Source organism: Stappia sp. 28M-7 (assembly GCF_014252955.1).
Taxonomy (GTDB): Bacteria; Pseudomonadota; Alphaproteobacteria; order Rhizobiales; family Stappiaceae; genus Stappia.
This window is the reverse complement of sequence record NZ_JACMIA010000001.1, coordinates 663,597-690,476: the sequence shown is the minus strand read 5'-3', so window position 1 is coordinate 690,476 and position 26,880 is coordinate 663,597. Positions and strand designations below refer to the sequence as shown.

Genomic DNA, 26,880 nt, shown 5'->3' with positions numbered 1-26,880 from the left:
CCCCGACCCGAGGACGGGATCATGGACACCAATCGTTTCTCTGGCCGTCTGGCCATCGTCACGGGCGCAGCCTCCGGCATCGGCTTCGCCATCGCCGAACGCCTTGCCGCGCAAGGAGCGACCGTCATCGCCGTCGACCGCGACGCGGACGGGCTGTCCCGACTGCCGGAAGGCATCGAGACGGTGACGGCTGACGTCACCGACCCGGCGCTGCCCGACACTCTTTCCAATGCCCTTGCCGGGCGCCCGCTCGCCATTCTGGTCAACAATGCCGGAGTGGGCGGGGGCGGCCGCGCCGACGAGACCAGCGCCGAGGATGTGCGGCGCTATTTCGAGATCAACGTGCTGCCGGTTTTCATGCTCAGCAAGTTCGCAGTCGGCGAGATGCGCCGCACCGGCGGCGGTGCCATCGTCAACATCGCCTCGATCTACGCCATCGTCGGAGCGACCGGCAGCGCCGGCTACAGCACCAGCAAGGCCGCCGTCGACGGCATGACCCGCCAGATGGCGACCGACTTCGGGCCTGAGAACATCCGCGTCAACGCGGTCGCTCCCGGCCTCATCGAAACGCCGCTGACCGCCGAGCGGATCCGCACGGAGACCTGGCGCAAGCATGTCTTCATCGAGCAGGCGCCGCTGCGCCGGGTCGGAACGCCGGGCGAGGTGGCAGACGCCGTCGCCTTCCTCGCCAGCGACGAGGCCGCCTTCATCACCGGCGCGACGCTTCGCGTCGACGGCGGCTGGGCCGTCGGCCGCTACCCCCGCCCGGGAGATGTCGCATGACACGGAACGATCCGGTCCTGAAGGATGCGTACGACCTGATCGTCGTCGGCTCGGGGGCAGCCGGCATGGCGGCCGCCATCGCCGCACGGCTTGCCGGGCTCGAGGTTGCGATCATCGAGAAATCGGCCCATTTCGGCGGCTCGACGGCGGTTTCCGGCGGGGCGATCTGGATCCCCGACAATCCGAAGATGCGCGCCGGCGGCATGAGCGACGACAGGCAGGAGGCCTTCCGCTACATCGAGGCCGAGACCGGCAACCGGCTCAACGCCGATGTCGTACACGCCTTTCTCGACAACGGCCCGCGCATGGTCGACTTCTTCGAGAAGCACACCGCGCTTCAGTTCGACTACCGGGCCTACTCGCCCGACTATCATCCGGACACGCCGGGCGCCGCGCTCGGCGGCCGCGTGCTGGACGCCAAGGACTATGACGGCCGCCGGCTCGGCCGCTGGTTCGCGAAGCTGCGCCCGCCAATCGCCGATTTCACCATCTTCGGCGGGCTGCTGCTGAACCGCTTCGACATCGGCCATTTCATGAAGATGACGCGCTCGCTGCCTTCCGCGATGCATGCGGCGCGGCTGATGGCCCGGCATATTCGCGACCGGCTGACCCATCCGCGCGGCACCCGCCTGGTGCTCGGGCAGGCCGTCGCCGGCCGGCTGGCCGAAAGCGTGCTGGCGCTCGACATCCCGATCTTCCTGGAAACGCCGCTTGCCGGCATCCGCCGCACCGACGGCCGGGTCGACGGCGTGGACGTCATCCATGACGGCGCGACACGCACGCTCACCGCGCGGCGCGGCGTGGTGCTGGCGGCGGGCGGGTTTCCGCAGAACGCGGCCCGGCGCAAGCAGGTGATGCCGCATGTCGCAGCCGGCGCCCCGCACTATTCCATGTCGCCGGCCGATAGCACCGGCGACACGCTGGACCTCGCAACGAAGGTCGGCGCAGCGATCACCGAAGGCAACAGCAACGCCGCGTTCTGGACGCCGGTCTCGCTGCTGCCGGGCAAGGGCGGCCCCCGCCCCTTCCCTCACCTCTTTCTCGACCGGGCAAAGCCCGGTGTCATCGCGGTGGGGCCCGACGGCAAGCGGTTCGCCAACGAGGCGACGTCCTATCACGACTTCGTCCAGGCGATGCTGTCGAGCGGCAATACCTCGGCCTGGCTGGTCTGCGATCATCAGGCGCTGCGGCGCTACGGCATGGGTGCGGTGCGCCCGTTCCCCGCGCCCTTCGGCCAGCACCTGCGCTCGGGCTACCTGAAGCGCGGCCGCACTGCGGCGGAACTTGCCCGCGCCATGAACGTGCCGGAAGCTGCGCTGGCGCAGACCATCGCCGGCTTCAACACGGATGCGGCGGAAGGCACCGACCGTGCGTTCGGCAAGGGATCGACCGCCTACCAGACGTATCTGGGCGATGCGGAAAACGCTCCCAATCCCTGCCTGCGGCCGCTCGACCAGGCGCCGCTCTATGCCATCGAGATCTTCCCAGGCGACATCGGCACCAGCATCGGCCTCTCGGCCAACGGGCGCGGCGAGGTCCTCGCCACCGACGGCACGCCGATCCCCGGCCTCTATACCTGCGGCAATGACATGAACTCGATCATGGCCGGCAGCTATCCGGGCGCCGGCATCACGCTCGGCCCCGCCCTCACCTTCGGCTATATCGTCGGCCACACGGCGGCAGGGCTGGAGCCTTGAGCTCATCGACAAACCCCTGAAACGACTGCGGCCTGCCCCGGTTGCCGGAGCAGGCCGCAATGCGTTGGGGTAGACTGTGGCTGCGTTCAGCCGCGCGGTCCGATTGTCGTCGTCACCGGCGCAAGGCCGGAAATCTCGACACGGCAGACATCGCCCGGCACCATCGCGCCGACGCCGGCCGGCGTGCCGGTGTAGACGAGATCGCCGGGGCGGATGGTCACGGACGAAGACAGTGCGGCGATGATCTCCGGCACCGACCAGATCAGCAGGTCGAGCGTTGCATCCTGGCGGGTCTCGCCGTTGACCGTGAGCAGCACGCGGGTCTCGTCCGGCAGCGCCTTGCCCGGCATCGGAGTGATCTCGCCGCAGACGGCGGAACGATCGAACGCCTTGCTCCAGTCCCACGGGCGGCCGCGGTCGCGCAGCGCGATCTGGATGTCGCGGCGCGTCAGGTCGTTGCCGGTCGCATAGCCGTAGACATGCTCCAGCGCCTTTTCGACCGGAATGTCCGCGCCTTCCTTGCCGACGGCGATCACCAGTTCGGCCTCGTGGTGGAAGTTCTCGGTCAGCGGCGGATAAGCGACCGTCTCGCCGTCCTGCACCAGCGCGTCGGCCGGCTTGGTAAAGAAAAACGGCGGCTCGCGCTCCGGCTGAAAGCCCATCTCGCGAATGTGGTCGGCGTAGTTGCGGCCGACACAGAAGATCCGGCGTACCGGAAACCGCCCAGTCTCACCGGCGACCGGCAGGCTGCTGACCGGTGTCGGCTCAAAGATGTAATCCATGGTCTTTCCTTCCCTCCTCGTCGCGGTCAGCGGACCGCGACCGTCATGGTTCCGATGCTGCTGATCTTGGCGCGCATCTCGTCGCCGGCCTTCACCTCGCTGACGCCCTCGGGCGTGCCGGTGAACAGCAGGTCGCCCGGCATCAGGGTGTAGAAGGACGAGGCGCGCTCGATCAGCGTTGCCAGGTCGCGGATGAGATCGGCGGTGCGGGCCTTCTGCCGCGTCACACCGTTCACGGCCAGTTCCAGCTCCAGATCGGACGGGTCGGGGATCTCGTCCGCCGTCACCATCCAGGGGCCGAGCACCGAGTAGCTGTCGCAGGACTTGCGCATGCTGCGCTCCTGCGTGCCGCGCACGGTCATGTCGAGCCCGATCGCATAGCCGGCGACATGGTCCAGCGCGGTCTCCCGCGACACCCGGTCGGCCTTGCGGCCGATTACCGCGACCAGTTCGACCTCGTGGTCGTTGCGGACCTCCGGAAACCGGATCGTCACCGGCTCGCTCGCCCCAATCAGCGAGCTCGTCGCCTTGAGGAAGAGGCCCGCCTTGTCGATCGGCATGATGTTGGTGCCGTGATGGATGTTCGGGTCTTCCAGCGCTTCGTCGAGATGCAGGCGGTAGTTCACCGGCGCGCCGATGATCTTGCGCGGCGAGGCAACCGGCGGCAGCAGGCGCACACTGGCGAGCGGCACGGCCGGCGTCTCGTCGGCAAGCGCCTCCATCTTCGGGCGCAGCCCGTCCAGCGCGGCGATCAGCGGGTCATGATCGGGCAGCGGATAGGTGTGGGACGGCAGGTCCTCCAGCACGGCGGAGACGTCGTGAACGCCCTCTCCACGCACCACGCCCAGGCGGTTTTCTCCAAAACGACACAGTTTCATTGTCCGGTCCTCCCGACCTTTTGCGGCGCGGGCAGGATCGTTCCCTCGCACCGTCCGAATCCGATCCGCTGGCCGTTCACCTCGCCCCAGCCGGTCAGCGTCACGCTGTCGCCGTCCTCCAGGAAGACACGCGAGCCGCCGGCGGACAGCTCCACCGGGTCGCGGCCGCCCCAGGTCTGTTCCATCAGACAGCCGAAAGCCTCGCGCTCCGGCCCGGAGATGGTGCCGGATCCGAGCAGGTCGCCGGTCTGCATCCGGCAGCCGCACAGGGCGTGATGGGTCAGCAGTTGCGGTGCGCAGTAGTAGAGATGCCTGGTGTTGGTGCGCACGATGCGGCTCGGCGCGCCGCCCTCGGGCGTCAGATGCGCCTCCAGCGTCAGGTCGAAGAAATAGTCCTCCGGCTCCTGCAGATAAGGCAGCAGCGGGGTGTCGCGCTCAGGCGGGCCGCAGCGGAACGGCTCGAGCGCCGTACGGGTCACGACCCAGGGGCTGATCGAGGTGGCGAAGGCCTTGGACTGGAACGGTCCGAGCGGCTGGCCCTCCCAGCGCTGGATGTCGCGCGCCGACCAGTCGTTGAGCAGCACGAAGCCGAACAGGTGCTCCCACGCCTCGGCGACCGACAGGGTCTCGCCCATCTGCGTCGGCAGGGCCACGACGGCACCGAACTCGACCTCAATGTCCAGCCGGCGGCAGGCGGTCAGCTCGGGCATCTCGGCGCCCTCGCTCCGCACCTGGCCAAGCGGCCGGCGCACCGGCGTGCCCGAGACGACGACGGTGGACACCCGGCCGTTGTAGCCGATGGGCATGTGCGGCCAGTTCGGCGTCAGCGCATTCTGCGGGCCGCGCAGGATCGAGCCGGAATTGAAGGCGTGCTGGCGACCGGCATAGAAATCCGTGTAGCCGGTGACGCGGAACGGCAGGTGCATGCGCACCTCGCTCATCAGCGGAAGGGCCGAGGCGCGGAGCGCCGCATTGTCGCGCAGGTCCGGCGAGCCGTCCTCGGCGAGCAGGTCGGTCAGGCGGGCGCGCAGGGCAGCCCAGGCCTTCGGACCGGCCGCCATGAAGCTGTTGATGCCAGGCTCGTCAAGACCCCAGCCGCCGGCGGCCTCGCCGAGCAGGCCGGATGCCGCCAGCGCGGCAAGGTCGACCACATGATCGCCGATGGCGACACCGCAGCGCGGAGCGTCCCCGCCACGCGAAAACACCCCGTATGGCAGATTCGCCAAGGGAAAGTCTCCTGAGGGCGAATTGGCCCCAGGCACCCAAGAAGATTGCATTTTTTCCTCCCAAAGACGCTGCCCAAAGGGTGTTTGCCCCTTGTCCGTCCTCCGGCTTGCGCCAGCTGGCAACGTTGTATTGCATTCACTTTTGACATTGATGGCAGGAAATCAAGATCGAAATCATTGACAGTCGGCATTTTCGTATACACTTTTGATCAGCACCTACCGAAACGAGGGATCCGAAACGCGCGGCAAAGCCGCACCGTTCCGGTCTCGAGGAGGAAACAAGGCAAGGTGCGTGGGAGGAAACAACGCTATGACTGCCAAGATCAGGCGGTTGGCCGCGACGCTGTCGCTGTCGACCGGTATTGCTGCGCTTTGCGCGCCCGCCATGGCCCAGGATCTCGGAGAGCCGGTTCCCCAGCTCCAGATCGCCTATTACGCGGCCGACATGGGCCCGATGTACGAACAGTCCGCACGCGTCCTGAGCGAGGAATGGGCCAAGCTCGGCCTGTCCTTCCAGATGCAGCCGGTCCAGTTCAGCAGCTTCATCTCCAACATCATGGTCGGCGGCGGCCTCGAGGACATGGCCGTCTTCACCGTCGGCGCGGACCCGGATCGCGTGGATCCGACCTATTGGCTTCATGACCTCGGCGCCTGCGGCGCCCGGCGCAACGGCGCCAAGTGGTGCGACGAAGCCTATACCGAGATGGTCAAGAAGCAGCGCGAACTGGTGAACCAGGACGAGCGCCTGGCGCTGGTGCACGAGGCGCAGAAGTATTTCCACGATGTCGCGCCCTGGTGGCCGGCGACGAACACCGTCTACGGCATCCTGTGGAACAGCGACAAGTGGGACAACGTCACCAGCCCGGCGCCGGTCGCCGCGCATGAGGGCCTGGTCGATCCGTGGCTTTCGGCCAAGCCGAAGACCGACGACCGCATCCTCGACTGGGCGCACTACGAGGACGTGACCACCTACAACCCGATGGCCGAAGAAGGCGCCGTGGGCTGGGTGCGTTTCATCTTCGACACGTTCGCCAAGAACAACTCCAAGGGCGAGACCGTGCCGTGGGCCGCCGCCGCATGGGAATTCACCGATCCGCAGACGGTGAAGGTCACCTTGCGCGAAGGCATGAAGTTCCACGACGGCGAGGCCGTGAACGCGGATGACGCCGTCTTCACGATCAACACCGTGGTCGAGCTGCAGCCGCCGGCAATGTCCTCGCGCATCGCCAACCTGGCCGGCGCGGAGAAGGTCGACGACCTCACCTTCAACGTGAAGCTGAAGGCTCCGGACGCGTCCTTCGTGACGACCGTCCTCACCTACCTGTTCATCCTGCCCGAGCATCACTGGGCGAACTATGAAGGCGACAAGGTCGCTCGCGATGTCGTCGCCGACGGCGCCGTGATCGGCTCCGGTCCCTTCAAGTTCAAGAGCTGGCGGGTCAACGAGACGCATGAGCTCGAGACCTTCACCGAGCACTTCCACGCTGCCGAATATGACGGCGTGCGTCGTCTGGCGCTCGGCCAGGCGGATGCGATCCGCTCGGCCATGCTCTCGGGCACCGGCGATATCGCCAGCATGGTGCTGCCGGTTGCCGCGATGAGCGACCTTGCCGCGCAGAACAACCATCTCGACTTCCTCGAGATCCCCTCGCACGGCTCCATGCTCATCTGGCTGAACAACCAGAAGGCCCCGTTCACCGACCCTGCGTTCCGCAAGGCGTTGCGCGTTGCCACCGCCAAGCAGCGGGCTGCGATCGAAGGCTGGCTCGGCTTCGCCGTCCCGGCCGGCGAAGGCCCGGTGCCGGTCCAGCTCGGCATGTGGCACAACTCCGAGCTGCCGCAGGTTCCCTTCGACGTCGACGCCGCCCGCAAGATCCTCGAGGACGCGGGTTACGGCTGGGACGGACAGGGCCGCCTGCACTTCCCCAAGAAGTAAGCCATCCCGGACCGGGGCGTTCCGCGCCCCGGCTCCCCGACTGACTTGACCACCCCGCCGCGCCCTGTCGCAGCGGGGCACGGTCCCGCACAAGCCAGCCCGAGTAAGCCATGCGCGCCTATATCCTTCGACGTCTCGCCCAGAGCGTGCTCGTCGTATGGGCCGTCACGACGATCATGTTCTTCATGTTCCGCGTGATGCCCGCCGACCCGACCGCGATCCTGCTGGAGCGCGGCCTCACCGACGAAGCGCGCCAGGCGCTGCTGGAACAGTGGGGCCTGACCGGCACCATGTGGGACCAGTACCTCGCCTATCTGGGCAACCTTCTCCAGGGCGATTTCGGCTCCTCCTTCTTCTACCGCAAGCCGGTGTGGGAAGTTCTGTGGCCGCTGATCGTCAACACGCTGTGGATCGCCGTTCCCGGTCTGCTGCTGGGCGCCGCCCTCGGCGCGGCCATCGGCACGGCCGTCGGCTGGGCCCGGCGCGGCGGCAAGCTGGAGCGCTCGGGCATCTTTCTTGCCACCGTCATCCGCGGCGTGCCGAACTTCGTCATCGGCATCGCGCTGCTCACCGTGTTTTCCTCGACGCTCGGCTGGTTTCCCGGCTTCGGCATGGGCGATCCGGGCGAGACGACGGGCTTTGCCCGCTACTTCACCCTAGACTTCCTGCATCACCTGGCGCTGCCGCTGATCGCGGTCATCATCTACTTCATGCCCGAGAACCTGCTGTTGATGCGCTCGGGCGTCGTGGAGAACCGGACGGAGGACTATATCGAGCTGGTCCGCGCCAAGGGCGTGCCGCAGCGGCGTGTCGCCTGGCATGCCGCGCGCAACTCGATGCTGCCGCTGATCACCTGGCTGTTTCCGGCACTGGCCGAGACCATCGCCGGCATCGTGGTCATCGAGATCGTCTTCTCCTGGCCGGGCGTGGGACGCGAGCTCGTGCTCGCCGTGACCCGCCAGGACTATCCGCTCGCCCAGGCGGCCTTCTTCCTTCTCGCCGTGATGATCGTGCTGGCCAACCTCGCCGCCGACCTCGTCTACGGCAAGCTCGATCCCAGGGTTGTCTACAAATGACGCAAGTTCCCGATCAGGGCGCCATTCGAGGGCGCAGCCTCTTCAGCTCGGCGCGAGAGTCGTTCCGCCTGCTGATGGAGGACAATTTCGCGGTCGTGGGCGTGGCGATCCTCGCGATCTTCATCCTGCTGGCCATCATCGGCCCATGGCTCGCGCCGTTCGAGCCGTTCAAGGCGATGATGACCGAAACCGGACGGCTCAACCGCCTGTCGCCGCCCAATGCCACCCATCTGCTCGGCACCACCGCCTTCGGCAACGACGTGCTCAGCCAGTTCCTGCACGGCTTCCGTGTGGCGCTGATCGTCGGCCTGGTCGCGGCCGTCGCCGTCGGGTTCATCTCCACGGTGTTCGGCGTGCTGTCGGGCTACTTCGGCGGCTATGTCGACGACTTCCTGATGCGCCTTACCGACATCGCGCTGTCGATCCCGACCCTGCCCTTCGCCATCGTCGCGGTGGCTCTGCTGGGGCCGAGCATCGAGAACATCATTCTCGTCATCACCATCCTGTTCTGGCGCAACGGCGCACGCATCATCCGCTCCGCCGTCCTGACGGAACGCGAGCGCATCTATGTGAAGTGGGCGCGCGCCGCCGGCGCCTCGCACTTCCACATCATCATGCGGCACATCCTGCCCAACATCGTGCGCATCGTCTTCCTGTGGGTGACCATGTCGGTCGCCTTCGCGATCCTGACGGAGGCCAGCCTCTCCTTCCTCGGCCTCGGCGACCCGACCGTGGTGAGCTGGGGCCAGATGCTGAACACCGCCTTCAGCAGCGGCAACCTGCGCACCGCCTGGTGGTGGGTGGTCCCGCCCTCGCTGGCGCTGGTCCTGCTCGTCTCCTCGCTCTACCTCATCGGCCGCGCCTATGAGGAACAGACCAACCCGCGGCTGAGGAGGCGCTGATGGCCGGATCCGCCAACACCCGCTCCCCCGCGCTCGCGAGGGATCTTGCCCGGCTCGACGAACGGCTTTCGGCAAAGCCGGCCGCCCACCTGAAGGTGAACGGCCTGTCCATCGGCTACTCGACCCTGCGCGGACGCTTCCACGCGGTGGAGGATGTCAGCTTCGAGGTGCGTGCCGGCACCAATCTCGGCCTTGTCGGCGAGAGCGGCTGCGGCAAGAGCACGGTGGTCAAGGCCCTGATGGGCCTCCTGCCGGAGTTCACCGGCATTTCCGGCGAGGCGCTGCTCGACGGCGAGAACATCCTCGGCCTGTCGGACGCGGAGCTCGAGCCGATCCGCTGGAACCGCATCTCGCTCATCACCCAGAGCGCGATGAACTCGCTCGACCCCGTCTACTGCATCGGCGACCAGATCTGCGAGGCGATCCTCGCGCATGAGAAGGTCGGCAAGGCGGTCGCCTGGGCGCGGGCGGAAGAGATGTTCGCCCTCGTCGGCCTGCCGGCCGCGCGTCTCTACGAATTCCCGCACCAGTTCTCCGGCGGCATGCGCCAGCGCGCGGTCATCGCCATGGCGCTGGCGCTCAACGCCGGCATGCTGCTGGCCGACGAGCCGACCACCGCGCTCGACCCGATCATGCAGTCGCAGATCATGTCGCGCATCCGCGGCATCCACGAGCACATGCGCCGCTCGATGATCCTCGTCACCCACGACATCGCCGTGGTGGCGGAGACCTGCGAGACGGTCGTGGTGATGTATGCGGGCAAGGTCGCGGAGAGCGGGCCGACGGCCGACGTGCTGGAGCGCCCCTTGCACCCCTACACAATGGGCCTGCAGAACGCCTTCCCGCGTCTGCCGGTGCGCGGCCAGCCGCGCCAGCCGCTGATCTCGATCCCCGGCACGGTGCCGAACCTGCTGCTGCCGCCCTCGGGCTGCCGCTTCGCCAGCCGCTGCCCGTTCGCGACGGACCTGTGCCGCACCACGGCGCCGCAGCTCCACACCGTCGGTGCCCAGTCGGCCGCCTGTCACTACACCGACCGGGCCGACGAGTTCCGCGCGGCCGCTGCCCGCCCCGAAACCTGGCGCAACATGAGGGTAGGCGCATGACCGACACCACCGCCACTCGCCCGGTGATCGAGGCTCGCAACCTCAAGACCCATTTCCAGGGCCGCACCGGCATCTTCACCGCGCTGGCCGGCGTCACGCCGCCGGTCGCCCGCGCGCTCGATGGCGTCGACATCGCTATTCGCGAGAAGGAGATCGTCGGCCTGGTCGGGGAATCGGGTTGCGGCAAGTCCACGCTCGGCATGTCGCTGGTGCGCATGTACCAGCCCACCTCCGGCAGCATCACCTTCCGCGAGGACGACATCACCCATGTTGAGGGGCGCAAGCTGAAGGACTACCGCCGGCAGGCGCAGATCATCTTCCAGGACCCCTACAGCTCGCTCAATCCGCGCCTGACCATCGGCCAGATCATCGAAGAGCCGCTCGTCATCCACGGCATCGGCTCGGCAGCCGAACGCCGTGCCAAGGTCGAGCGGGCGCTCGATCTGGTGCGGATTCCGGCAGCGGAAAACATCCACCGGTTCCCCAGCGATCTGTCCGGCGGCCAGCGCCAGCGCATCGCCATTGCCCGGGCGCTGGTGCTCGAGCCGCGCTTCATCGTCGCCGACGAGCCGGTGTCGATGCTGGACGTGTCGATCCAGGCGAGCGTGCTGGAACTGCTCGACGAGCTGTCGCGAGAGCTCGGCCTTGCCGTTCTTTACATTTCCCACGACATCGCGACCGTCGGCTACATCTGCAAGCATGTGGCGGTGATGTATCTCGGCCGCATCGTCGAGGAAGGCCGGGCCGAGGACATTCTGGCCCAGCCGCTGCATCCCTATACCCAGCGTCTGATGGCGGCGATCCCGCGCATGGACCCGGCCGAAGCGCCCGAGCGGGTGGAGCTGCGCGGCGATGTTCCCTCGCCGATGAACGTGCCGCCGGGCTGCCGCTTCTCGTCCCGCTGCCCCTATGCGACCGAGCTGTGCCGGGCGGTGGAGCCGGACCTCACCGACCAGCCGGGCGGTCAGCGGGTGCGCTGCCACATCCACGACGACAGCGCTGCCAAGGCCCGCCCGGAGCTGGAACGCCCGCAAGCGGGCCGCATCACCGAAACGGAAGATGCCGGACTGCTGGCGCAGACCGCCGGCTGAGCGACAGGACAAGAAGCGATGAGCAACCTCGCCTTCGACTGGAAACACATCGCCTTCACGGCGAAGCAGGCCTTCACCGAGACCTACGGCTTCAACGGCTCGCAGGGCATGACCCATCTGGAAGGGGTGCTGATCCGCCCGGTGGATCGTCCCTCGCGCACGCTGCTCGTCTTCATGCACCCCTCCTCCACCCTGCAGTTGCTGCCGCTGCCGCGGGCCATGGCCGAGCTCGGCTTCCATGTCCTGTGCGCCGGCAGCCGCTACCAGCGCAACGACACCGCGCTGATCATGGAGAACGTGCTGCTCGATCTCGGCGCCTATATCCGTGCGGCCAGGGAAGACTGGGGCTATGAGCGCATCGTCCTGTGCGGATGGAGCGGCGGCGGATCGCTGACCATGCTCTACCAGTCGCAGGCCGAGCGGCCGACCATCACGCACACGCCGGCCGGCGATCCCGTCGACGTGGCCGGCGCCGGGCTGATCCCGGCCGATGCGGTGCTCAGCCTTGCCGCCCACGCCTCGCGCGCGGTGCTGCTGCAGGAATGGCTCGACCCGTCGATGCGCAACGAGACCGATCCCGACGACCGCGACCCGGAACTCGACCTCTACCGGCCGGGCTACGAGGCCCGCACCGAGCCTTATTCGCCGGAGTTCGTCGCCCGCTACCGGGCCGCGCAGGCCGCGCGCATGGAGCGCATCACCAACGGCGTTCTGGAGCGGCTCGATGACCTGCGCCGGCGCGGCGGCAAGGAGATGGAGCGCGCCTTCGTCACCTATCGCACCATGGCCGACCCGCGCTTCCTGGATCCGACGCTTGAGCCGAACGGCCGCAAGCCGGGCTGGAGCTATCTCGGCCACCCGGAAACGGTGAACAGCGGCCCGGCGGGCCTTGGCCGGTTCTCGACCCTGCGCAGCTGGCTGTCGCAGTGGTCGCCGGCCCATTCGCGCGCCAACTCGCTGATCACCGCCCGCGATATCAGCGTGCCGTTCCTTGCCATCGAATGCGGCGCGGACGATGCCGTGCCGCAGCCCCACACGGCCGCGGTCTTTGCCGCCGTCGGCTCCGCCGACCGCGAGATGAAGCTCGTGGAGGGCGCCAATCATTACTTCGTCAATCAGCCCGAAAGGCTTGCCACGGCAACCGGCATCGTGTCGGAATGGCTGAGGACGCGAGGTTACGACTAGCTACAACCGGATCGGAATGGCCATGGCGGGCGATATCTACGACAGGATCAGGGCGCTGATCGCCTCCGGGGCCTATCTCGGCGGCGATGTCCTTCCCGAAAGCGAGCTTGCCGCCCGCCTCGGCGTCAGTCGCACGCCCATCCGCGAGGCGTTGCGCCGCCTGCAGGCCGAGGGCGTGATCCGGCGCGAGGCCTATCGCCGGGCGGTGGTGGTCGATGTCGACCCCAACGAGGTCATCCATATCTTCACCGCCCGCGCCTCGCTGGAGCCGATTGCCGTGGGCATGGCGGCGCGCCACACCGACGAGGCCTTCCTGAAGGAGCTGCGCGAGCTCCACGAAGGCATGGACGAGGCGATCCACGAGAGCGAGCCCGACCGGCGCCTCTATCGCGACCTCAACGCCCGGTTCCACCGGGTGATCTGGGCGCAAGGGGGCAATGCCTTTTTCGCCGAGCTGGTCAATCTGGTGGCCCGCAAGCCGGTCGTCAGCCCGACCTTCAACAGCTGGACGCGAACCGAGCTGATGCGCAGCAACCGCCAGCACGGCGATCTGGTGGAGGCCTTGTCGGCGGGCGATGCGGAATGGGCGGAGGCTGCAATGCGCGCCCACCTTCTGTCCTCACGCGCCACCTATCGCCGGATCAGCGCCGACACGCCCGAGACAGCCCCGCGCAAGCAGGACTGGATGTTCCCCGATCCGGGCACCGTGGACGCCAAGGCCAAGACCGCCTCGGTGCGCTGAGCGCGCGCACGCGGCAGCCGGACCGGAAAACCCGGCCCGGCCACCCGCCGCGTCACACGGGGCAGGCGAGCGCGGCCAGTCTTCTGCGCCCGATCCAGACCAGACCCAACGCCGAGGCGGCAAGCAGGCCGCCGGCAATCGGCACGGCGGCATAGCCGAGACCGAGGCTGATCACCGCGCCACCGACGGCAGCGCCGATGGCATTGCCGAGATTGAACGCACCGATATTGATCGACGAGGCAAGGCCCGGCGCATCGGCCGCCGCCTGCATCACCCGCATCTGCACCGGCGGCACGATGGCGAAGGCCGCCGCGCCCCAGATCAGCAGGGTGACCGCTGCCACGCTCTGGCTACCCATCAGCACCGGCATTGCCAGCATGATCGCGGCCAGCGCGGCAAGGAAGATCGCCGTCGCCCCGTCCAACGACCAGTCGGCGACGCGTCCGCCCAGCCAGTTGCCGAAGGTGAAGCCGAGCCCGACCAGCACGAGAGCAAGGGTCAGGAAGGTGGCCGAGGCCCCGGTCAGCACGTCCAGCAGCGGCGCGACATAGGTGTAGAGCGTGAACATCGCGCTGGAGCTCAGCACGGTGGTCAGCAGTGCGATCAGCACCTGCGGCTGCACCAGCACCCGCAGCTCGCGCCCCACATCGGGGCGCAGACCCGGCGCACCCTTCGGCAGGGCCAGCCAGAGCGCGGCGATGGTGACGAGGCCGAGCACCGCTGTGCCCGCGAACGCCTCGCGCCAGCCGATCTGCTGGCCGACCCAGGTCGCCAGCGGCACACCGCCGACATTGGCGATCGTCAGGCCCATGAACATCGTCGCGACGGCACTTGCCTGCCGCTCGCGCGGCACGACGCTCGCGGCCACCACCGCGCCGAGACCGAAGAACGCCCCGTGGTTGAGGCTGGTGACGACGCGCGAGGCCAGCAGCGTCCAGTAGTCGGGCGAGAGCGCCGACATGACGTTGCCGAGCGTGAAGATCGCCATCAGGCACATGAGCGCCGTCCGCTTGCCGAAGCGGGCGAAGAGCAGCGTCATCACCGGCGCACCGGCCATCACGCCCATGGCATAGGCGCTCACCAACAGGCCGGCGGTGGGGATCGAGACATCCACCCCGTCGGCGATCACCGGCAGCAGGCCCATGGGAGAAAATTCGGTCGTACCGATGCCGAAGGCGCCGATCGCCAGCGCCAACAGCGGCCAGCGCGAACCGCGCTGGTCGGGAATTGCGGTCATGGTTCTGTCCTCATGCGGAAGCGGCCGGCGCTGCCGCAAGGGCGTGCGCTTGGCCGGGATCACGGCAGCGCAGCCCACCGGATCCGTTCCTCGTTTTCATGGGTGAAGTCATACGACCGGCAAAAGCGCTTGATAATTAGCCCGAACGGCACATGATCCATGAACCTGTTTCACAGATGAGGCCGCCATGGACAATCGCGTCGGCGAAATGCAGGTGTTCCTGCGGGTGGTGGAGAGCGGCAGCTTCTCCGCCGCGGCCCGGCAGATGCAGATGACCCCGTCGACCGTTTCCAAGCTGATCGGCCGGATCGAGACGCGGCTCGGCGTGCGGCTGCTCGAGCGCTCGACCCGGCACCTGTCGCTGACGGCGGAGGGCCGGGCCTATTACGAGCGCAGCCAGGCGCTGCTGGCGGACCTGGAGGAGATCGAGCGCGACCTGACGCAAGGCTCGGCAAGCCCCCATGGCACCGTGCGGGTCAGCGCCTCGGTCGGCTTCGGCATCGTCGCGCTGGAGCCGCTTCTGCCTGCCTTCTGGGCCGAATATCCCAATGTGGTGATCGATCTCTCGCTCTCCGACGAAATCGTCGACCTCTATCTCGACCGCACGGACGTCGCTTTTCGCGTCGGCACCCTGGCGAATTCCAGCCTGACAGCCCGCAAGCTCGGCACAGCGCCGCGCAAGATCATCGCCGCGCCCGCCTATCTGGCACGGCACGGCGTGCCCAGGACAATCGAGGACCTTGCCCAGCACAATTGCATCGGCTTCAACTTTCGCCGCTCCGCGCCCGTCTGGCCACTGCGCGAAGGCGGGCGGATGATCGAGCGGAACGTCGCCGGCACGCTGCTTGCCAACAATGGCGAGAGCGTGCGGCGCATGGTTCTTGCCGGCGTCGGACTCGGGCGGATGGGCGAGTTCCATGTGCGCGAGGACCTGAAATCCGGCGCCGTGGTCGAGGTGTTGGCGGATGCGGTAGAGGGCGACACGGAGGACATCCATGCCCTGTTTCTCGGCGGCGACCGGCTGCCCCATCGCCTGCGTGCGTTTCTCGACTTCATGACGCCGCGCCTGCGCACGTTCCTGGCCGAGGGGCGGTGAACTCACGGCGCGCCGCGCGCCGGAAGCGGCAGCAGCACGATCCGCACGTCCGGCGGCGTCAGGCCGAAGCCGTTCACGGCAGCAAGCACGGCGCGGCGCAGGTCGGCCTCCTCCGCCTCCCGCCCGCCGGCGGCAAACGCGATCTCGATGCGGGTGAAGACGGAGCGGCCGGGCACGGGCGGCACGAAGCAGTCCTCGTCATACTCCAACAGACGGACGGATGGTGCCTGCACGGCCGGGGCAAGCGCGGCGGCGACCGCGCCGCCCACACTGTCGAGGAAGGCCGCGCGGTCCCTTGCCAGCCAGCCGCGCCGGGTCTCGATCAGAATGTCGACCAACCCGTCCTCCCCTGGCAAAGGGCTGCCGGTCACACAAGCAGCGGCTGGACGATCAGCCAGATGCCAAGTGCGAACAGGCCACCGAGGAAGGCCTTTCGAAAGGTCGCCACCGGCATGCGCCGGCGTGCGGCCTGCCCGAGATACATGCCGATGCAGGCCGCCACCAGCGCCAGCGGTGCAAGCGGCATCATCGCGGAGGAAACCACGCCGCTCGCCGCGATATTGACCGCAAGAGCTGCTGTCGAGACGACGAAGAACAGGCCCAGCGCCTGCACCAGGCGGGTCTTTTCCAACCCGAGCGCCTGCATGTAGGGCACGGCGGGAATGACGAACACGCCGGTCGTCGCGTTGAGCAGGCCGGTGGCGATCCCGACCACAAGGCTGGTGATCCGTTCGTGCCGACGCGGCACGGTCAGCTTCAGCGAGGCCAGCGTCACCAGTGCATAGAGACAGACGACAATGCCAAGCACGGAGGTGCCGTAGCGCCCGGCCGCCCCTTCCATCCAGCCCATGCCCGACCAGGTGCCGATGCACAGGCCAACCAACATCGGCCAGAGCTTCCTGGCCAGCTCGCCCAGCGCCCCGCCTTGCAGCATCTGCCAGATGTTGGTGACGAAGGACGGCAGCAGCATGATCGCCGCCGCCTGGGTGGGCGGCATCACCATGGCCAGCAACCCGATGGAGATGGTCGGCAGGCCGAAGCCGACGACGCCCTTGGCAAAGCCGGCGAGCACGAAGGCGACGGCAACGAGCAGGAGAAGCGAGATTGTCATGCGGCGAACCTGCGCCAAACGCCGCGGGCTCGCAATGCGGAGGTTTCAAAGTTAGGTTTTGGCAAATCCATAAGCTGGGGATGACCCATGCGTTTCGATCTGGTCGACCTTCGCCTGTTCCTCAACATCGTTTCCGCCGGCAGCATCACCCATGGCGCCGAGCTGTCGAACCTAACGGTCGGCTCCGCCAGCGCCCGAATCCGTGCCATGGAGGATACGCTCGGTGCGCCGCTGCTTGTGCGCCAGCGCCACGGCGTCATTACCGCACAGGCCGGCGAGTGCCTTGCCGGGCACGCGCGGCTGATCCTGCGCCAGGCGGAGGCGATGCGCAGCGAGCTCGCCCCCTTCGCCCGCGGGCTGACCGGGACGCTGCGGCTCGTTTCCAACACCGCCGCCTTGAGCGAGCACCTGCCGGAGCTGCTTGCCGGGTTCCTGCGCGCCAACCCGGCGATCAGCGTCGACGTGGAGGAGATGGAGAGCGCGGCCATCGGCGCGGCGATTTCCGCCGGCGACGCGGATCTCGGCATCGCCTCGGCGTCCGAGCTTCCCGAAGCCTTGGAAAAGCTCCCCTTTCGCGAGGATCGACTGGTCGTCGCCTTCGCGGCATCGGAGGCGGCCGGCTCCGGCGAAACCGCGCTCGCCTTTGCCGATATCGTCGGGCGCCCCTTCGTCTGCCTGTCGCGCGGCAGCGCGCTGCAACGGCATATCGCCGGTCACGCCGCGCGCATCGGCAAGACGCTGAAGGTGCGTGCCCGCGTCACCAGCTTCGACGCCATGTGCCAGATGGTCGGCGCGGGCGCCGGCATCGCCATCCTGCCCGAGGCGGCCGCGCACCGGCACAAGGAGGGCACGGGCATCGCCGTGCTGCCGCTGTCCGACGGCTGGGCCCGGCGCGATCTCGCCATCAGCGTCAGCACGACCAGCCGGCTGCCGGATGCGGCGCAGCGCCTCGCCCGGCACCTGCATGACCAGGGCCGGCGTTGACTTTCCACCGGCAAGATCCGACTGAACAGGCACCGAAGCACATCCGCCGCCCGCCTGCCTTGCATTTGACCTGATCGGCGGACAGGCTGGGCATTCTCGCAACCTCAGCCTTCCCCTTTACCGATTTCCTGGAGCCATACGTGGGATCTTCTTCAAACAAGCTGCGCATCGCCGTGCTCTTCGGCGGACGTTCCGCCGAACATGACGTTTCCATCCTGTCGGCGACCAACGTGATAAGCGCCCTGGATCCTGCGAAATACGATGCCGTGCCGGTTTACGTCTCCCCCCGTGGCTCGTGGCTGCTGAGCCGCTTCGAGGACGGAAAGCTCGCCCGCCCCGAAACCGGCACGCAGCTTCTGCTCGTTCCCGGCGGCAACGGCCGCGTGCTCGCGCTTTCCGCGGAAGGGTCTGCCGCCGACCTGCCCCCCATCGACATCCTGTTCCCGGTGCTGCACGGGCTGCACGGCGAGGACGGCTCGGTGCAGGGCCTTGCCGAAGTCGCCGGCGTGCCGCTGGCCGGCTGCGGCATTCTCGGCTCGGCCACCGCGCTCGACAAGGACATCGCCAAGCGGCTGTTCCGCGATGCCGGGCTGTCCGCCGCCCGTTCGCTGACCCTGCATCCTGGCGCAGTGCCCTCTTTCGAAGAGCTCACCGGCACGCTCGGCCTGCCGGTATTCATCAAGCCGGCCCGCCAGGGCTCGTCCGTCGGCGTCAGCAAGGTCACCAGCGCCGAAGGCTACGCGGCAGCGCTGGAAGAGGGCTTCCGGCACGACCGCAAGCTGCTGGCCGAGGAGTTCATCCAGGGCCGCGAGATCGAGTGCGCCGTGCTGGAGCGGCCCGACGGCACGCTGTTCGTCTCCCGTCCGGGAGAGATCGTGCCGGCCGAAAGCCACGGCTTCTACAGCTACGACGCCAAGTATATCGACGCGGACGGGGCCGCCCTGATGGTGCCGACCGAACTTCCCGAGCAGGTCGAGGCCGAGATGCTGGACATGGCCGCACGCGCCTTCCGTGCGCTTGGCTGCGACGGCATGGCCCGCGCGGACTTCTTCGTCACCGCCGACCTGCGCATCCTCGTCAACGAGCTCAACACCATCCCCGGCTTCACCGATATCAGCATGTATTCCAAGGTGATGGCGGCCAGCGGCGTGCCTTACGCCGAGCTGATCGACCGGCTGGTCGAGCACGGCCTTGCCCGCGCGGGTCGCTAGACGTTTCCTGAACGAAAACGCCCGGCCGTTGCCGGCCGGGCGCAACAGGCATGATCCGACGCGCGATCAGTGCGCGGTCATCTCCCGGACGATATCCCCGGCCGAAAGCCCGGACGGGTAGTAGGTCGGCCAGTTCGTCAGCTCTTCCAGAACGGCGGCGCGATCCTCTCCCCAATACAGGTGATAGTGATCGGTCTTTGCCGGCGCGATCCGGTGGTCGCTGAACTGGATGTACTGCGGCGCCGCCTCGTCGCCTTCGCTCTTCTTGAAGATGAAGCGCACGCCGCGATTTCCCTTCTTGTAGGTCAGCACCTCATAGCCGTCGCTGGTATAGCGGGCCGAGGTCGGCTCGCCGTTCCTGTAGAAGGTGACCGTGTCGCCTTCGATGGTGATCCGCTCGACGTCGGTGCGGTAGCCCACCTCGTAATAGGCCTTGTACTCCTCGGCACTCTTGTCGCCGCTTTCGGCCTTGTGCGCCATCACCGGGTCCAGCGTGCCGTCCTGCAGGTAGGGATAGACCGACTGCCAGTCGCCGGCATAGTCGGACAGCGGCCGATCCGCGATCTGGCTGTCCTCGAAGTAACCCTTGTAGATCTGCTCGTCGCCATGGCTGTGGCCTTGCGCATGGGCGTGGTCGTCGCTCTTGTCATGGGCCTTGTCATGGGCCTTGCCGCTGCCTCCGACGACGGCGATGTTGTAGGGCATGCCCTCGACCGCGACCGTGCCGATCTCCGCAAGCGTGTCCTTGGAGATCCGGCGGACCAGGGCGGCCCTCGGATCGCTGATGACGATCTCGTCGCCGGCCATGGCGATCCGCGGGCGAGGATCGTTCCAGTGCCCGTCCATGGAATAGGGCTCGGTCACCTTTGCGCCCTCGATCAGCGCGGCGCCCAGCATGTCGAGCCGGTGCAGCGTGCCGTCCTCCGTCAAGACATAGCCGTAGCGGGCGTCGGCCGGATCGAGCGCGAAGTCGATGCGGCGGAACGGCAAGGCGACATGACGGAAATGCGGCTCGTCGACCGGATCGATGACGACAAGACCGTCCGCGCCGTAATTGCCGAGGAAGGCCTGCATGCTCTTCGCCCCGAGCAGCGTGCCCGTGGTCTTGCCGGCCGGCAGATCGGCCGGATAGTCCAGCATCGCGAATTTCAGCCCGTCGCGGTCGGGCGTCACCGTCAGCACACCTTCCTTGCAGCCGGCCGCCAGATAGGCGCCGGAAAAGGCCTCGCCGTGAATGCCGGTGCAGGTCGCGACCTCGCCGACAGGCGTGCCGTCGGCCGCAATCGCCTGCAGGCCGAGTCGTGCCGGAGCCGCGTCGCCTTCGACCGGCGCATCGGAGGCGACCGTCGTCACCCATCCCTTGCCGAGAGGCGCGACGAAACCGTGATGGGCGCGCGCCTGCGGGATACGGCGGCTCTCCAGCTCGCCGTGCGACAGCTCGTTGGCCACGACGATCTCGGCATAGCCGCCGCGGTCGAAATTGATCGCCAGCTTGCCGTGATGGTCGATCAGGTGGAACGGACGCGGCCCGCTCAAGGTCTCCTCAAGCGCCGCCGGATCGGTGATCTCGATGTCGGAATGGTCGCCGTGGGAGTCGAGTTTGATGCCGCTCTTGAAGAAATGCACCGTATCGCTGTCGGACTGGATGGCGACCACGGCCGCGCCGTTGTTGACGCCGTAGAGCTTGTTCTGGCCGCTTGTCTCGAAGCTCCAGCGATTGTCCGGCTTGTCGAGGTCGAAGGCCGTCACCTTCGCATCGGCATGATCGCCCACGAAGACGCGATAGAGCGTCACGTCCTCCGGATCCTTCGGCGCATCCTGCGCCAGGGCCGCGCCCGTGAGTACGAGCGCAACGCCCGTGGTGAAGCCTAGTCGTCGCAACATGTCGTGTCTCCTTCGGTGACCGGCTGTTCGGTGGCCGGCCGTCTGGGGAACCGGCCTTTCGGTACCTGCCCGGGGAGGCGCCGTGCGGCGCCTTCATGACCGACTATGTTATGTTATTACGTCCGTCAATGATGTTATACTGTTACAAACACAATTCACCGATGCGGCTTTCCTGAAACGGGCCGGCGCGGAACGGACGAGATGTCTTGGGAAAGCGAAAAAATCGGGCGATTGCCTCGATATATCAGATACCTGCCTTTATGCTCCCGGCGAACTCGCCTGGTTTGAGGAGCGTAATATTGGCGTCAAGGAACTGGACGGCGTACCGGCATTGGCACGACCTGCTGGATGCGCTGTGTAGGGAGTGCGGTTATCTCGACAACATGCACCTAGCCGATGCGCTGTGCGCGGCGAGCGGCAACCGGACCCCGGCCGCTTTCGTCACGGCGGTGAAGAACCTGCGCAACTGGCGGCGGGGCATCCACATTCCCCAGCGCCGGAATTTCCTGCTGCTCGGCAAGATCCTCAAGGTAGGCGAGCACGACGGCCTGCGGAACCATTGGAACCGGCTCTATCACCAGGCAAGGGCCAAGCCGGCCGGCGGCGCAGAGCAGGTCCTTGCCGATCAAGTGCGCCGCGCGCCGGCAAGCCCCCGCTTGCCGGCCCGCTCGCGCAGTGTATCCAAACGCTCAGGCCGGCCCGGCCCCATGGACGGCCAGCGGCACCGGCCGTGACGGCGCCAGCATATCCAGCGTCACTTCAGCGAACCGTGCGAGGAACAGGCCCTCGGCCTGCCTCATCGTGTCCGAAAGCGCGGTGTTTACGGCCTTCTGCACCAGGCAGTCGGGATGATCGCTGCGGTTTCCCATCGCGAACAAGGTCGGGCGGCCGAGCGCCTCGTAGACCGCGAGCAAGGTGATCTCCTTGAGCGGGCGCGCCAGCTGCCAGCCGCCGCCATGGCCCTTTCCCGACTTGACGTAGCCCGCATCCCGCAGGCCCGCCATCGTCCTGCGAAACACTGCAGGGTTCGTCCCCATGCTTCTGGCCAGCACATCCGAGGTCAACGCTTCGTCGAACTGCCCCATATGCAGCAGCACATGCAGCACGTCCGAGAGCCTGGTGTCCTTGTTCATGCCTTCCCCGCCTCCGTGCTCGCGTGCAGCATGCACCCCCTCGAGATCCCGAGAATATCATGTAACAGATCTTGATACATGAGATGTCCGCAATTATGTATCTTCAACTGATACGTTTGACGCCCTCGCCATCGGCGGCGGCGGCTTTGGCGATGTATCGGCCGGTGGTCTTCGAGGCACAAACATGAGCACACACTCCACGCCGTTCACGAACCCGGCCGCCGTCGCCAGCTATCCTGAGGAAACCCTGGCCAAGGTGCCGGGACTGGCCGATCTCCACCGGATGACGGCCCTTCTGCTCAGCGAGCGCGCGCCGGGCCCGGCGCGTATCCTGGTGGTCGGTGCAGGCGGCGGGCTGGAGCTCGATGCGATGGCGCAGGCGCGGCCCGACTGGCGCTTCACGGGCGTCGATCCCTCGCCCGCCATGCTCGACATCGCACGGCGGACATGCACTGCCCATGCCGACCGCGTCGAGCTTGTGGAAGGTACGGTCGACGGGGCACCGGCCGGTCCTTTCAGCGGCGCGACATGCCTGCTGACGCTGCACTTTCTGGATCGGGCCGAGCGGTTGCACACGCTCCGGGAAATTCGCCGGCGGCTGACACCTGGAGCCGCACTCGTCACCGCGCATCACGCCGCGCCGGACGGCGATGCGGAGCGTTGGCTGGCCCGCTCGATCGCTTTTCCAAGGCGGAGCGGCGCGGAGCCTGAGCAGGGACTCTCCTCGGCAAAGACCATGGCCGCCCGCCTGCCGCTGCTCTCCCCGGCCGAGGAGGAAGCGCTCTTGCGCCAGGCCGGCTTTGCGGCGCCGGCGCTCTTCTATGCCGCCTTCTCGTTTCGCGGCTGGGTCGCATTTGCCGACTGAGCGCCGTCCCTGGCCTGCCGTCCGCGCTTCCGCATCGAGGATCCCTCCACCATTCGACATGGATCAATCGCCCTGTCTCCGGCGCGGTGTAGGATGCACAGATCGAGGCCGGACTTTGCAGACGGGCCCGCCAGCACCACCACAGGAACCTTCAAGCACATGCAGACCGTTCAGCAGCTCGTGGAGCGCTCGAGGAAAACCCAGCATGGCTTCAAGGACCTGGAGGCGGCAGCCGACGAGATCCACGCACGCTCCTCCGTTGCGGAGGCAAGGGACGTGGCTCTTCAGCTGCTGAGCTCGGATGTCGCGCAGGCGCGCTGCATCGGAACATTCCTCCTCGGCAGGCAGGCGGCATTGGACCAGCAGGCGCTGCAGATCTTGAGGGAGCAGGTCAGTCTCGACAGCGACTGGCGGGTTCAGGAAATCCTCGCCAAGGCGTTCGACCGCTATTGCTCGGACAGGGGATACGAGGCCGCCCTTCCCGTCATCGCCGACTGGCTCGCCGATCCATCCGCCAATGTGCGCCGCGCGGTGACGGAGGGGCTCCGGATCTGGACGGGCCGCCCCTACTTCCGCGATCATCCGGAGGTCGCCATCGGGTTCCTCTGCCGGTTCCGGAACGATGACAGCGAGTATCTCAGAAAGTCGGTCGGAAACGCGCTGCGGGACATCAGCAAGAAGCATCCCGCGCTGGTCGAACGAGCCGCTGCCGACTGGAACCTCGACGAGCGGGGGACCAGGCAGACCCACAAGCTGGCGACCCGGCTGCTGGCGGGGGCGAAGGCCAAAACCGGCTGAACCGTGCAAGATCTCGCCGGGCCGCCTCATTGGCGGGCGGGCGCTATTTCTCCGGTTCTCGTGCCGGGGGCCTGGGCGGCGGCCTTGAAGACCATCTCGAACAGCGCGCCGCCGCTTGCCGAGGGACGGTAGCGCAGCCGCCCGCCATGGGCCTCCACGATCGCGCGCACCACCGACAGCCCGAGCCCGCTGCCTCCCAGCTCGCGGGAGCGCGTCGGATCTCCGCGCACGAAGGGATCGAAGACGCGTGTCGCCATCTCGGGCTCGAGGCCCGGCCCCTCGTCCGCGACGCCGAGCACCGTCTCGCCTTCCCTTTCCGCAAGAGTGATCGTGATCGCGCCCCGGTTGGCGTAGCGCCGCGCATTGGTGACCAGAGCCAGCAAAGCCTGGCGGATGCGCGTCGGATCGACCGCGATGGTCACGTCCTCCAGGTCGAGCTTCAGGTGGAACCCGGCTTCGTGCAGGTCGTGCGCCAGCAGCTCCGCGATCTGCTCGATCTCCCGCGCAAGACGTATCGGCTCGATGTTGAGGTCCAGATGCCCGCTATCGGCAAGCGTGACCGTCCGCAGGTCCTCCACCAGCCGCGCCAGACTGTCGACCTGGAGGATCAGGCCGCGGAGCGAGCGCTCGTCCGGTTCGAACACCCCGTCGATCATGCCTTGGAGGCGGCCTTTCAGGATGGTGAGCGGCGTGCGCAGCTCGTGCGCGATGGTGGCGTTCCACAGCGCCATGTCCGTGGCCATGTCCTCGAGCCGTTGGGCCATGGAATTGAAGTCGTCGATCAGGCCGGCGGTCTCACCAAGCGAGCGGTCGCCGGGCTGGACCCGCACCGACAGGTCGCCGTCGGCGATCCGCCGGGCACTTTGGGCCAACGTTTCCAGGGGCTCCAATATGCGGCGGGCAAGACGCATGGCCACGACGGCGGCAATCGGCAGGGCAACGAGGATGGCGGCGCCCAGGATCGTGAGATCCGTTGCCGTGAGCCACTCGCTCTCCGTGTCGAGCCGGGGATAGAAGGCGATGATCGCCGTATAGGCGAGATAGGTGCCGAAGAAGACGAGCAGCCCGGCCACCACGGTGATAGCGGACATGGCAAGGAGGATCTGTCGGCTCAGGCCCGCGCGCATCTTCATGGCATCAGGCCGAGAGGCGATAGCCGACGCCGCGCACGCCCGGCAGCAGGCCGAGCGCGCCCGCTTGCTCCAGCTTCCGCCGCAGCTTGCTGAGATGGCTGTCCACCGTCCGGTCGAGCGCATCCGAGCCCGGCAGGCAGGCGTCCAGCAGTTCGTCGCGCGTGAAGACCCTGGTCGGGTTGCGTGCCATGTGCGCGAGAATCCGGAACTCGGTCAGCGTCAGCGGAACCGGCACCTCGTCGAAACTCGCCCGGTAGGCGTCGAGATCGATTGCCAGGCCGCCGACGCGCAGCACGCCCGCGGCACTGGCCAAGCCCGACCGGCGGAGCACCGCCTTCGCCCGCGCGACAACCTCGATCGGGTTGAAGGGCTTGACCACATAGTCGTCTGCGCCGATGCGCAGACCCTGCAGCCGGTCGATGTCCTGGTCGAGCGCGGTGATCATGATGGCAGGCGTGGTGCCGCGTCGCCGCAGTTCCGCCAGGACCTCCCATCCGTCGAGGCGCGGCATGGTGACGTCGAGAAGAACGAGATCCGGCTTCAAGGCGAGGTGCAGTTCCAGCGCCGTGCGCCCGTCGCGCGCCTGCACCGTCCGGAATCCTTCGCGCACGAGATAGGCGTCGAGGATCGCTGAAATCTCCTGGTCGTCTTCGGCTATCAGTACGAGTGCTGCCATCGCGTTCTCCATGGACAAGGCATGCCATCAGGCGCGGCCCGCGTCGAGTATCCCTCGCACTCCTCCATCAAATCGCAACACAACCTCCACATGGCGCCAACCCGGCGGACGGATAAGGCGAACTCGCCCGAAACGGCACGCCCCCTTCGATGGATGATCGCACCGATGCGCCTACGCCCGCTCCTGACGCTTGCCCTCCTCGCCGCGGCGGCAGTCGCCCTTGCCGCCTGCATGGAGAGCGGCGACGACACGACGACCGATACCGACAAGGGGCAACAGGAAGAAAGCGCCCCCATCCGCATCTCCGTCCTCACGGTGCAGCCGCGCCGGGTGATCGTCTATGACGAGCTGCCCGGCCGTGTCTCGGCGCTGCGCACGGCCGAGATCCGCCCGCAGGTCAACGGGATCATCCAGAAGGTGACGTTCACGGAGGGAGCGGAGGTCTCCGCCGGCGAGCCTCTGTTCGAGATCGATCCCGCGCCCTTTGCCGCCGATGTCGAGGCAGCCTCCGCCGTGCTGGCACGGGCAGAGGCCGATCTCGTCAACGCAACGCTCAAGCATGAGCGGATCTCGGCTCTGGCCGCAACGCAGACCGCAAGCGCCGCAGCCCTCGGCGATGCCAGGGCGGCACTGGCGCAAGCCCGTGCGAGCGTCGCCGAGGCCAAGGCCAACCTGACGCGCCGCCAGCTCGAACTGTCGCACGCGACCGTGCGAAGCCCGATTGCAGGGCGGATCGGCCAGGCGCTGACGAGCGAAGGCGGCCTTGCGTCCGTCGGCACCGCCAACGCCCTTGCCGTCGTCCGGCAGCTCGACAGCGTCTATCTCGATGTGCGCCGGCCCTCGATCCGGTGGGAACAGCTGGAAGAGGCGCTGGAAAGCGACGGCAGCAAGGATGCCCGCGCCCTTCCGGTGGACATTCTCACCATCACCGGAAGGCCCTACGCGTTCCAGGGCAAGCTGCTGTTCTCCGACAGCACGGTCGACCCCGGCACGGGCAACATCGCGCTGCGCGTGAAAGTGCCGAACCCACATCGCCAGTTGCTGCCGGGCATGTATCTGCGCGCCAGAGTGCCCAGCGCCATCTACGCCGATGCCCTGACGGTGCCGCAGGAAGCCGTGCTCCGCGACACCTCGGGGCGGCCGCACCTCACGATCATCGCCGGCGACAAGACCGCCAGCCGCCGCGAGGTGGAGCTCGGGGCGCTCATAGACAGGCAGTACGTCGTCCTGTCGGGATTGAAGCCGGGCGAGACGGTCGTGGTCCAGGGACAGGACCGCACGCGGGCCGGGCAGCCGCTCAAGCTCGTCCCCTATCGCCGGGCCTTGCCCGAGAGCGGCTCCTGAGGAGACC

Annotated in this window: 26 protein-coding genes; 16 read left to right on the top strand and 10 right to left on the bottom strand. The window is 67.5% G+C overall.

Annotated features, from left to right (window positions below):
* Positions 1-21 precede the first annotated feature (21 nt).
* Complete coding sequence (locus H7H34_RS03140) at positions 22-783, top strand: SDR family NAD(P)-dependent oxidoreductase (protein WP_185924225.1); 762 nt, start codon at positions 22-24, stop codon at positions 781-783.
* A complete protein-coding gene (locus H7H34_RS03135) occupies positions 780-2,480 on the top strand; it encodes an FAD-dependent oxidoreductase (protein WP_185924224.1) in 1,701 nt (566 codons plus the stop codon). Before H7H34_RS03140 ends, H7H34_RS03135 begins: the two co-directional genes overlap by 4 nt.
* Positions 2,481-2,566: 86 nt before the next feature.
* Here the strand turns inward: H7H34_RS03135 and H7H34_RS03130 are convergent, their stop codons facing one another.
* Genes H7H34_RS03130 through fahA form a run of 3 tightly spaced genes read right to left on the bottom strand, consistent with a single transcriptional unit; the run spans position 2,567 to position 5,417 of the window.
* Positions 2,567-3,262, bottom strand: a complete 696-nt coding sequence (locus tag H7H34_RS03130; protein ID WP_185924223.1) for a fumarylacetoacetate hydrolase family protein — start codon at positions 3,260-3,262, stop codon at positions 2,567-2,569.
* Positions 3,263-3,288: 26 nt separating this feature from the next.
* A complete protein-coding gene (locus H7H34_RS03125; RefSeq protein WP_185924222.1) occupies positions 3,289-4,140 on the bottom strand; it encodes a fumarylacetoacetate hydrolase family protein in 852 nt (283 codons plus the stop codon).
* Positions 4,137-5,417 (bottom strand): fumarylacetoacetase, encoded by a 1,281-nt coding sequence (fahA, locus tag H7H34_RS03120; protein WP_185924221.1) that lies wholly within the window; start codon positions 5,415-5,417, stop codon positions 4,137-4,139. The genes H7H34_RS03125 and fahA overlap by 4 nt, the downstream gene beginning before the upstream one ends.
* Before the next feature lie 259 nt (positions 5,418-5,676).
* Between fahA and H7H34_RS03115 the strand changes: the two genes are divergently transcribed.
* The 7 genes from H7H34_RS03115 (at position 5,677) to H7H34_RS03085 (ending at position 13,401) form a co-directional block, all read left to right on the top strand.
* Complete coding sequence (locus H7H34_RS03115; protein ID WP_120268491.1) at positions 5,677-7,302, top strand: ABC transporter substrate-binding protein; 1,626 nt, start codon at positions 5,677-5,679, stop codon at positions 7,300-7,302.
* Positions 7,303-7,412: 110 nt separating this feature from the next.
* Entirely contained in the window at positions 7,413-8,378 is a 966-nt protein-coding gene (locus H7H34_RS03110; protein WP_120268490.1) for an ABC transporter permease, read from the top strand.
* Entirely contained in the window at positions 8,375-9,280 is a 906-nt protein-coding gene (locus H7H34_RS03105) for an ABC transporter permease (protein WP_185924220.1), read from the top strand. The genes H7H34_RS03110 and H7H34_RS03105 overlap by 4 nt, the downstream gene beginning before the upstream one ends.
* Positions 9,280-10,383 carry an ABC transporter ATP-binding protein gene (locus tag H7H34_RS03100; protein ID WP_185924219.1) on the top strand — a complete coding sequence of 368 codons (1,104 nt, stop codon included), beginning with the start codon at positions 9,280-9,282 and terminating at the stop codon, positions 10,381-10,383. The genes H7H34_RS03105 and H7H34_RS03100 overlap by 1 nt, the downstream gene beginning before the upstream one ends.
* Entirely contained in the window at positions 10,380-11,474 is a 1,095-nt protein-coding gene (locus tag H7H34_RS03095) for an ABC transporter ATP-binding protein (protein ID WP_185924218.1), read from the top strand. Before H7H34_RS03100 ends, H7H34_RS03095 begins: the two co-directional genes overlap by 4 nt.
* A gap of 18 nt (positions 11,475-11,492) precedes the next feature.
* Positions 11,493-12,659: an alpha/beta hydrolase family protein gene (locus tag H7H34_RS03090; RefSeq protein WP_185924217.1), complete on the top strand. Its 1,167-nt coding sequence runs from the start codon at positions 11,493-11,495 to the stop codon at positions 12,657-12,659.
* 22 nt (positions 12,660-12,681) lie between these two features.
* Positions 12,682-13,401: a GntR family transcriptional regulator gene (locus H7H34_RS03085; RefSeq protein WP_185924216.1), complete on the top strand. Its 720-nt coding sequence runs from the start codon at positions 12,682-12,684 to the stop codon at positions 13,399-13,401.
* Positions 13,402-13,453: 52 nt separating this feature from the next.
* Here H7H34_RS03085 and H7H34_RS03080 read toward each other — a convergent pair whose 3' ends face one another.
* Positions 13,454-14,638 (bottom strand): MFS transporter, encoded by a 1,185-nt coding sequence (locus H7H34_RS03080; protein ID WP_185924215.1) that lies wholly within the window; start codon positions 14,636-14,638, stop codon positions 13,454-13,456.
* 187 nt (positions 14,639-14,825) lie between these two features.
* Between H7H34_RS03080 and H7H34_RS03075 the strand changes: the two genes are divergently transcribed.
* A complete protein-coding gene (locus tag H7H34_RS03075; RefSeq protein ID WP_185924214.1) occupies positions 14,826-15,734 on the top strand; it encodes a LysR family transcriptional regulator in 909 nt (302 codons plus the stop codon).
* A gap of 2 nt (positions 15,735-15,736) precedes the next feature.
* Here the strand turns inward: H7H34_RS03075 and H7H34_RS03070 are convergent, their stop codons facing one another.
* Together H7H34_RS03070 and H7H34_RS03065 are read right to left on the bottom strand one after the other, a co-directional pair.
* Positions 15,737-16,072 carry a hypothetical protein gene (locus H7H34_RS03070; RefSeq protein ID WP_185924213.1) on the bottom strand — a complete coding sequence of 112 codons (336 nt, stop codon included), beginning with the start codon at positions 16,070-16,072 and terminating at the stop codon, positions 15,737-15,739.
* Between the two features lie 29 nt (positions 16,073-16,101).
* Complete coding sequence (locus H7H34_RS03065) at positions 16,102-16,845, bottom strand: sulfite exporter TauE/SafE family protein (RefSeq protein WP_185924212.1); 744 nt, start codon at positions 16,843-16,845, stop codon at positions 16,102-16,104.
* 87 nt (positions 16,846-16,932) lie between these two features.
* Here H7H34_RS03065 and H7H34_RS03060 point away from each other — a divergent pair, with 87 nt between their 5' ends.
* Together H7H34_RS03060 and H7H34_RS03055 are read left to right on the top strand one after the other, a co-directional pair.
* Positions 16,933-17,829 (top strand): LysR family transcriptional regulator, encoded by an 897-nt coding sequence (locus H7H34_RS03060; RefSeq protein WP_185924211.1) that lies wholly within the window; start codon positions 16,933-16,935, stop codon positions 17,827-17,829.
* Positions 17,830-17,969: 140 nt separating this feature from the next.
* A complete protein-coding gene (locus H7H34_RS03055) occupies positions 17,970-19,040 on the top strand; it encodes a D-alanine--D-alanine ligase family protein (protein ID WP_185924210.1) in 1,071 nt (356 codons plus the stop codon).
* Positions 19,041-19,106: 66 nt separating this feature from the next.
* Here H7H34_RS03055 and H7H34_RS23370 read toward each other — a convergent pair whose 3' ends face one another.
* Positions 19,107-19,745 (bottom strand): ZinT family metal-binding protein, encoded by a 639-nt coding sequence (locus H7H34_RS23370; protein ID WP_245165214.1) that lies wholly within the window; start codon positions 19,743-19,745, stop codon positions 19,107-19,109.
* 1,478 nt (positions 19,746-21,223) lie between these two features.
* On the opposite strand from H7H34_RS23370, the gene H7H34_RS03045 reads away from it, so the two are divergent.
* Positions 21,224-21,658, top strand: a complete 435-nt coding sequence (locus H7H34_RS03045; RefSeq protein WP_185924208.1) for a hypothetical protein — start codon at positions 21,224-21,226, stop codon at positions 21,656-21,658.
* Here the strand turns inward: H7H34_RS03045 and H7H34_RS03040 are convergent.
* Positions 21,614-22,057 carry an Rrf2 family transcriptional regulator gene (locus H7H34_RS03040; protein ID WP_185924207.1) on the bottom strand — a complete coding sequence of 148 codons (444 nt, stop codon included), beginning with the start codon at positions 22,055-22,057 and terminating at the stop codon, positions 21,614-21,616. The two genes, H7H34_RS03045 and H7H34_RS03040, sit on opposite strands and share 45 nt — an antisense overlap.
* Positions 22,058-22,241: 184 nt before the next feature.
* Here H7H34_RS03040 and H7H34_RS03035 point away from each other — a divergent pair, with 184 nt between their 5' ends.
* Positions 22,242-22,922: a class I SAM-dependent methyltransferase gene (locus H7H34_RS03035; RefSeq protein WP_185924206.1), complete on the top strand. Its 681-nt coding sequence runs from the start codon at positions 22,242-22,244 to the stop codon at positions 22,920-22,922.
* Positions 22,923-23,081: 159 nt separating this feature from the next.
* Positions 23,082-23,720 (top strand): DNA alkylation repair protein, encoded by a 639-nt coding sequence (locus tag H7H34_RS03030; protein ID WP_185924205.1) that lies wholly within the window; start codon positions 23,082-23,084, stop codon positions 23,718-23,720.
* A 26-nt stretch (positions 23,721-23,746) separates the two neighbouring features.
* On the opposite strand, the gene H7H34_RS03025 is transcribed toward H7H34_RS03030, so the two are convergent.
* Together H7H34_RS03025 and H7H34_RS03020 are read right to left on the bottom strand one after the other, a co-directional pair.
* Positions 23,747-24,811: an ATP-binding protein gene (locus H7H34_RS03025; RefSeq protein WP_245164954.1), complete on the bottom strand. Its 1,065-nt coding sequence runs from the start codon at positions 24,809-24,811 to the stop codon at positions 23,747-23,749.
* Between the two features lie 46 nt (positions 24,812-24,857).
* Positions 24,858-25,529, bottom strand: a complete 672-nt coding sequence (locus tag H7H34_RS03020; protein ID WP_185924203.1) for a response regulator — start codon at positions 25,527-25,529, stop codon at positions 24,858-24,860.
* A gap of 165 nt (positions 25,530-25,694) precedes the next feature.
* Between H7H34_RS03020 and H7H34_RS03015 the strand changes: the two genes are divergently transcribed.
* Positions 25,695-26,873, top strand: a complete 1,179-nt coding sequence (locus H7H34_RS03015) for an efflux RND transporter periplasmic adaptor subunit (RefSeq protein WP_245164952.1) — start codon at positions 25,695-25,697, stop codon at positions 26,871-26,873.
* Positions 26,874-26,880 lie beyond the last annotated feature (7 nt).

Bases quoted from the DNA above. Each gene is read 5' to 3' on its own strand.
- H7H34_RS03075 (WP_185924214.1), top strand. From the start codon at position 14,826: ATGGACAATCGCGTCGGCGAAATGCAGGTGTTCCTGCGGGTGGTGGAG.
- H7H34_RS03040 (WP_185924207.1), bottom strand. From the start codon at position 22,057: ATGAACAAGGACACCAGGCTCTCGGACGTGCTGCATGTGCTGCTGCAT.
- H7H34_RS03080 (WP_185924215.1), bottom strand. From the start codon at position 14,638: ATGACCGCAATTCCCGACCAGCGCGGTTCGCGCTGGCCGCTGTTGGCG.
- H7H34_RS03025 (WP_245164954.1), bottom strand. From the start codon at position 24,811: ATGTCCGCTATCACCGTGGTGGCCGGGCTGCTCGTCTTCTTCGGCACC.
- H7H34_RS23370 (WP_245165214.1), bottom strand. From the start codon at position 19,745: ATGCCCTACAACATCGCCGTCGTCGGAGGCAGCGGCAAGGCCCATGAC.
- H7H34_RS03090 (WP_185924217.1), top strand. From the start codon at position 11,493: ATGAGCAACCTCGCCTTCGACTGGAAACACATCGCCTTCACGGCGAAG.
- H7H34_RS03115 (WP_120268491.1), top strand. From the start codon at position 5,677: ATGACTGCCAAGATCAGGCGGTTGGCCGCGACGCTGTCGCTGTCGACC.
- H7H34_RS03095 (WP_185924218.1), top strand. From the start codon at position 10,380: ATGACCGACACCACCGCCACTCGCCCGGTGATCGAGGCTCGCAACCTC.
- H7H34_RS03110 (WP_120268490.1), top strand. From the start codon at position 7,413: ATGCGCGCCTATATCCTTCGACGTCTCGCCCAGAGCGTGCTCGTCGTA.
- H7H34_RS03130 (WP_185924223.1), bottom strand. From the start codon at position 3,262: ATGGATTACATCTTTGAGCCGACACCGGTCAGCAGCCTGCCGGTCGCC.
- H7H34_RS03015 (WP_245164952.1), top strand. From the start codon at position 25,695: ATGCGCCTACGCCCGCTCCTGACGCTTGCCCTCCTCGCCGCGGCGGCA.
- H7H34_RS03020 (WP_185924203.1), bottom strand. From the start codon at position 25,529: ATGGCAGCACTCGTACTGATAGCCGAAGACGACCAGGAGATTTCAGCG.
- H7H34_RS03105 (WP_185924220.1), top strand. From the start codon at position 8,375: ATGACGCAAGTTCCCGATCAGGGCGCCATTCGAGGGCGCAGCCTCTTC.
- H7H34_RS03065 (WP_185924212.1), bottom strand. From the start codon at position 16,845: ATGACAATCTCGCTTCTCCTGCTCGTTGCCGTCGCCTTCGTGCTCGCC.
- H7H34_RS03035 (WP_185924206.1), top strand. From the start codon at position 22,242: ATGAGCACACACTCCACGCCGTTCACGAACCCGGCCGCCGTCGCCAGC.
- H7H34_RS03060 (WP_185924211.1), top strand. From the start codon at position 16,933: ATGCGTTTCGATCTGGTCGACCTTCGCCTGTTCCTCAACATCGTTTCC.
- H7H34_RS03100 (WP_185924219.1), top strand. From the start codon at position 9,280: ATGGCCGGATCCGCCAACACCCGCTCCCCCGCGCTCGCGAGGGATCTT.
- H7H34_RS03125 (WP_185924222.1), bottom strand. From the start codon at position 4,140: ATGAAACTGTGTCGTTTTGGAGAAAACCGCCTGGGCGTGGTGCGTGGA.
- H7H34_RS03030 (WP_185924205.1), top strand. From the start codon at position 23,082: ATGCAGACCGTTCAGCAGCTCGTGGAGCGCTCGAGGAAAACCCAGCAT.
- fahA (WP_185924221.1), bottom strand. From the start codon at position 5,417: ATGCAATCTTCTTGGGTGCCTGGGGCCAATTCGCCCTCAGGAGACTTT.
- H7H34_RS03085 (WP_185924216.1), top strand. From the start codon at position 12,682: ATGGCGGGCGATATCTACGACAGGATCAGGGCGCTGATCGCCTCCGGG.
- H7H34_RS03135 (WP_185924224.1), top strand. From the start codon at position 780: ATGACACGGAACGATCCGGTCCTGAAGGATGCGTACGACCTGATCGTC.
- H7H34_RS03140 (WP_185924225.1), top strand. From the start codon at position 22: ATGGACACCAATCGTTTCTCTGGCCGTCTGGCCATCGTCACGGGCGCA.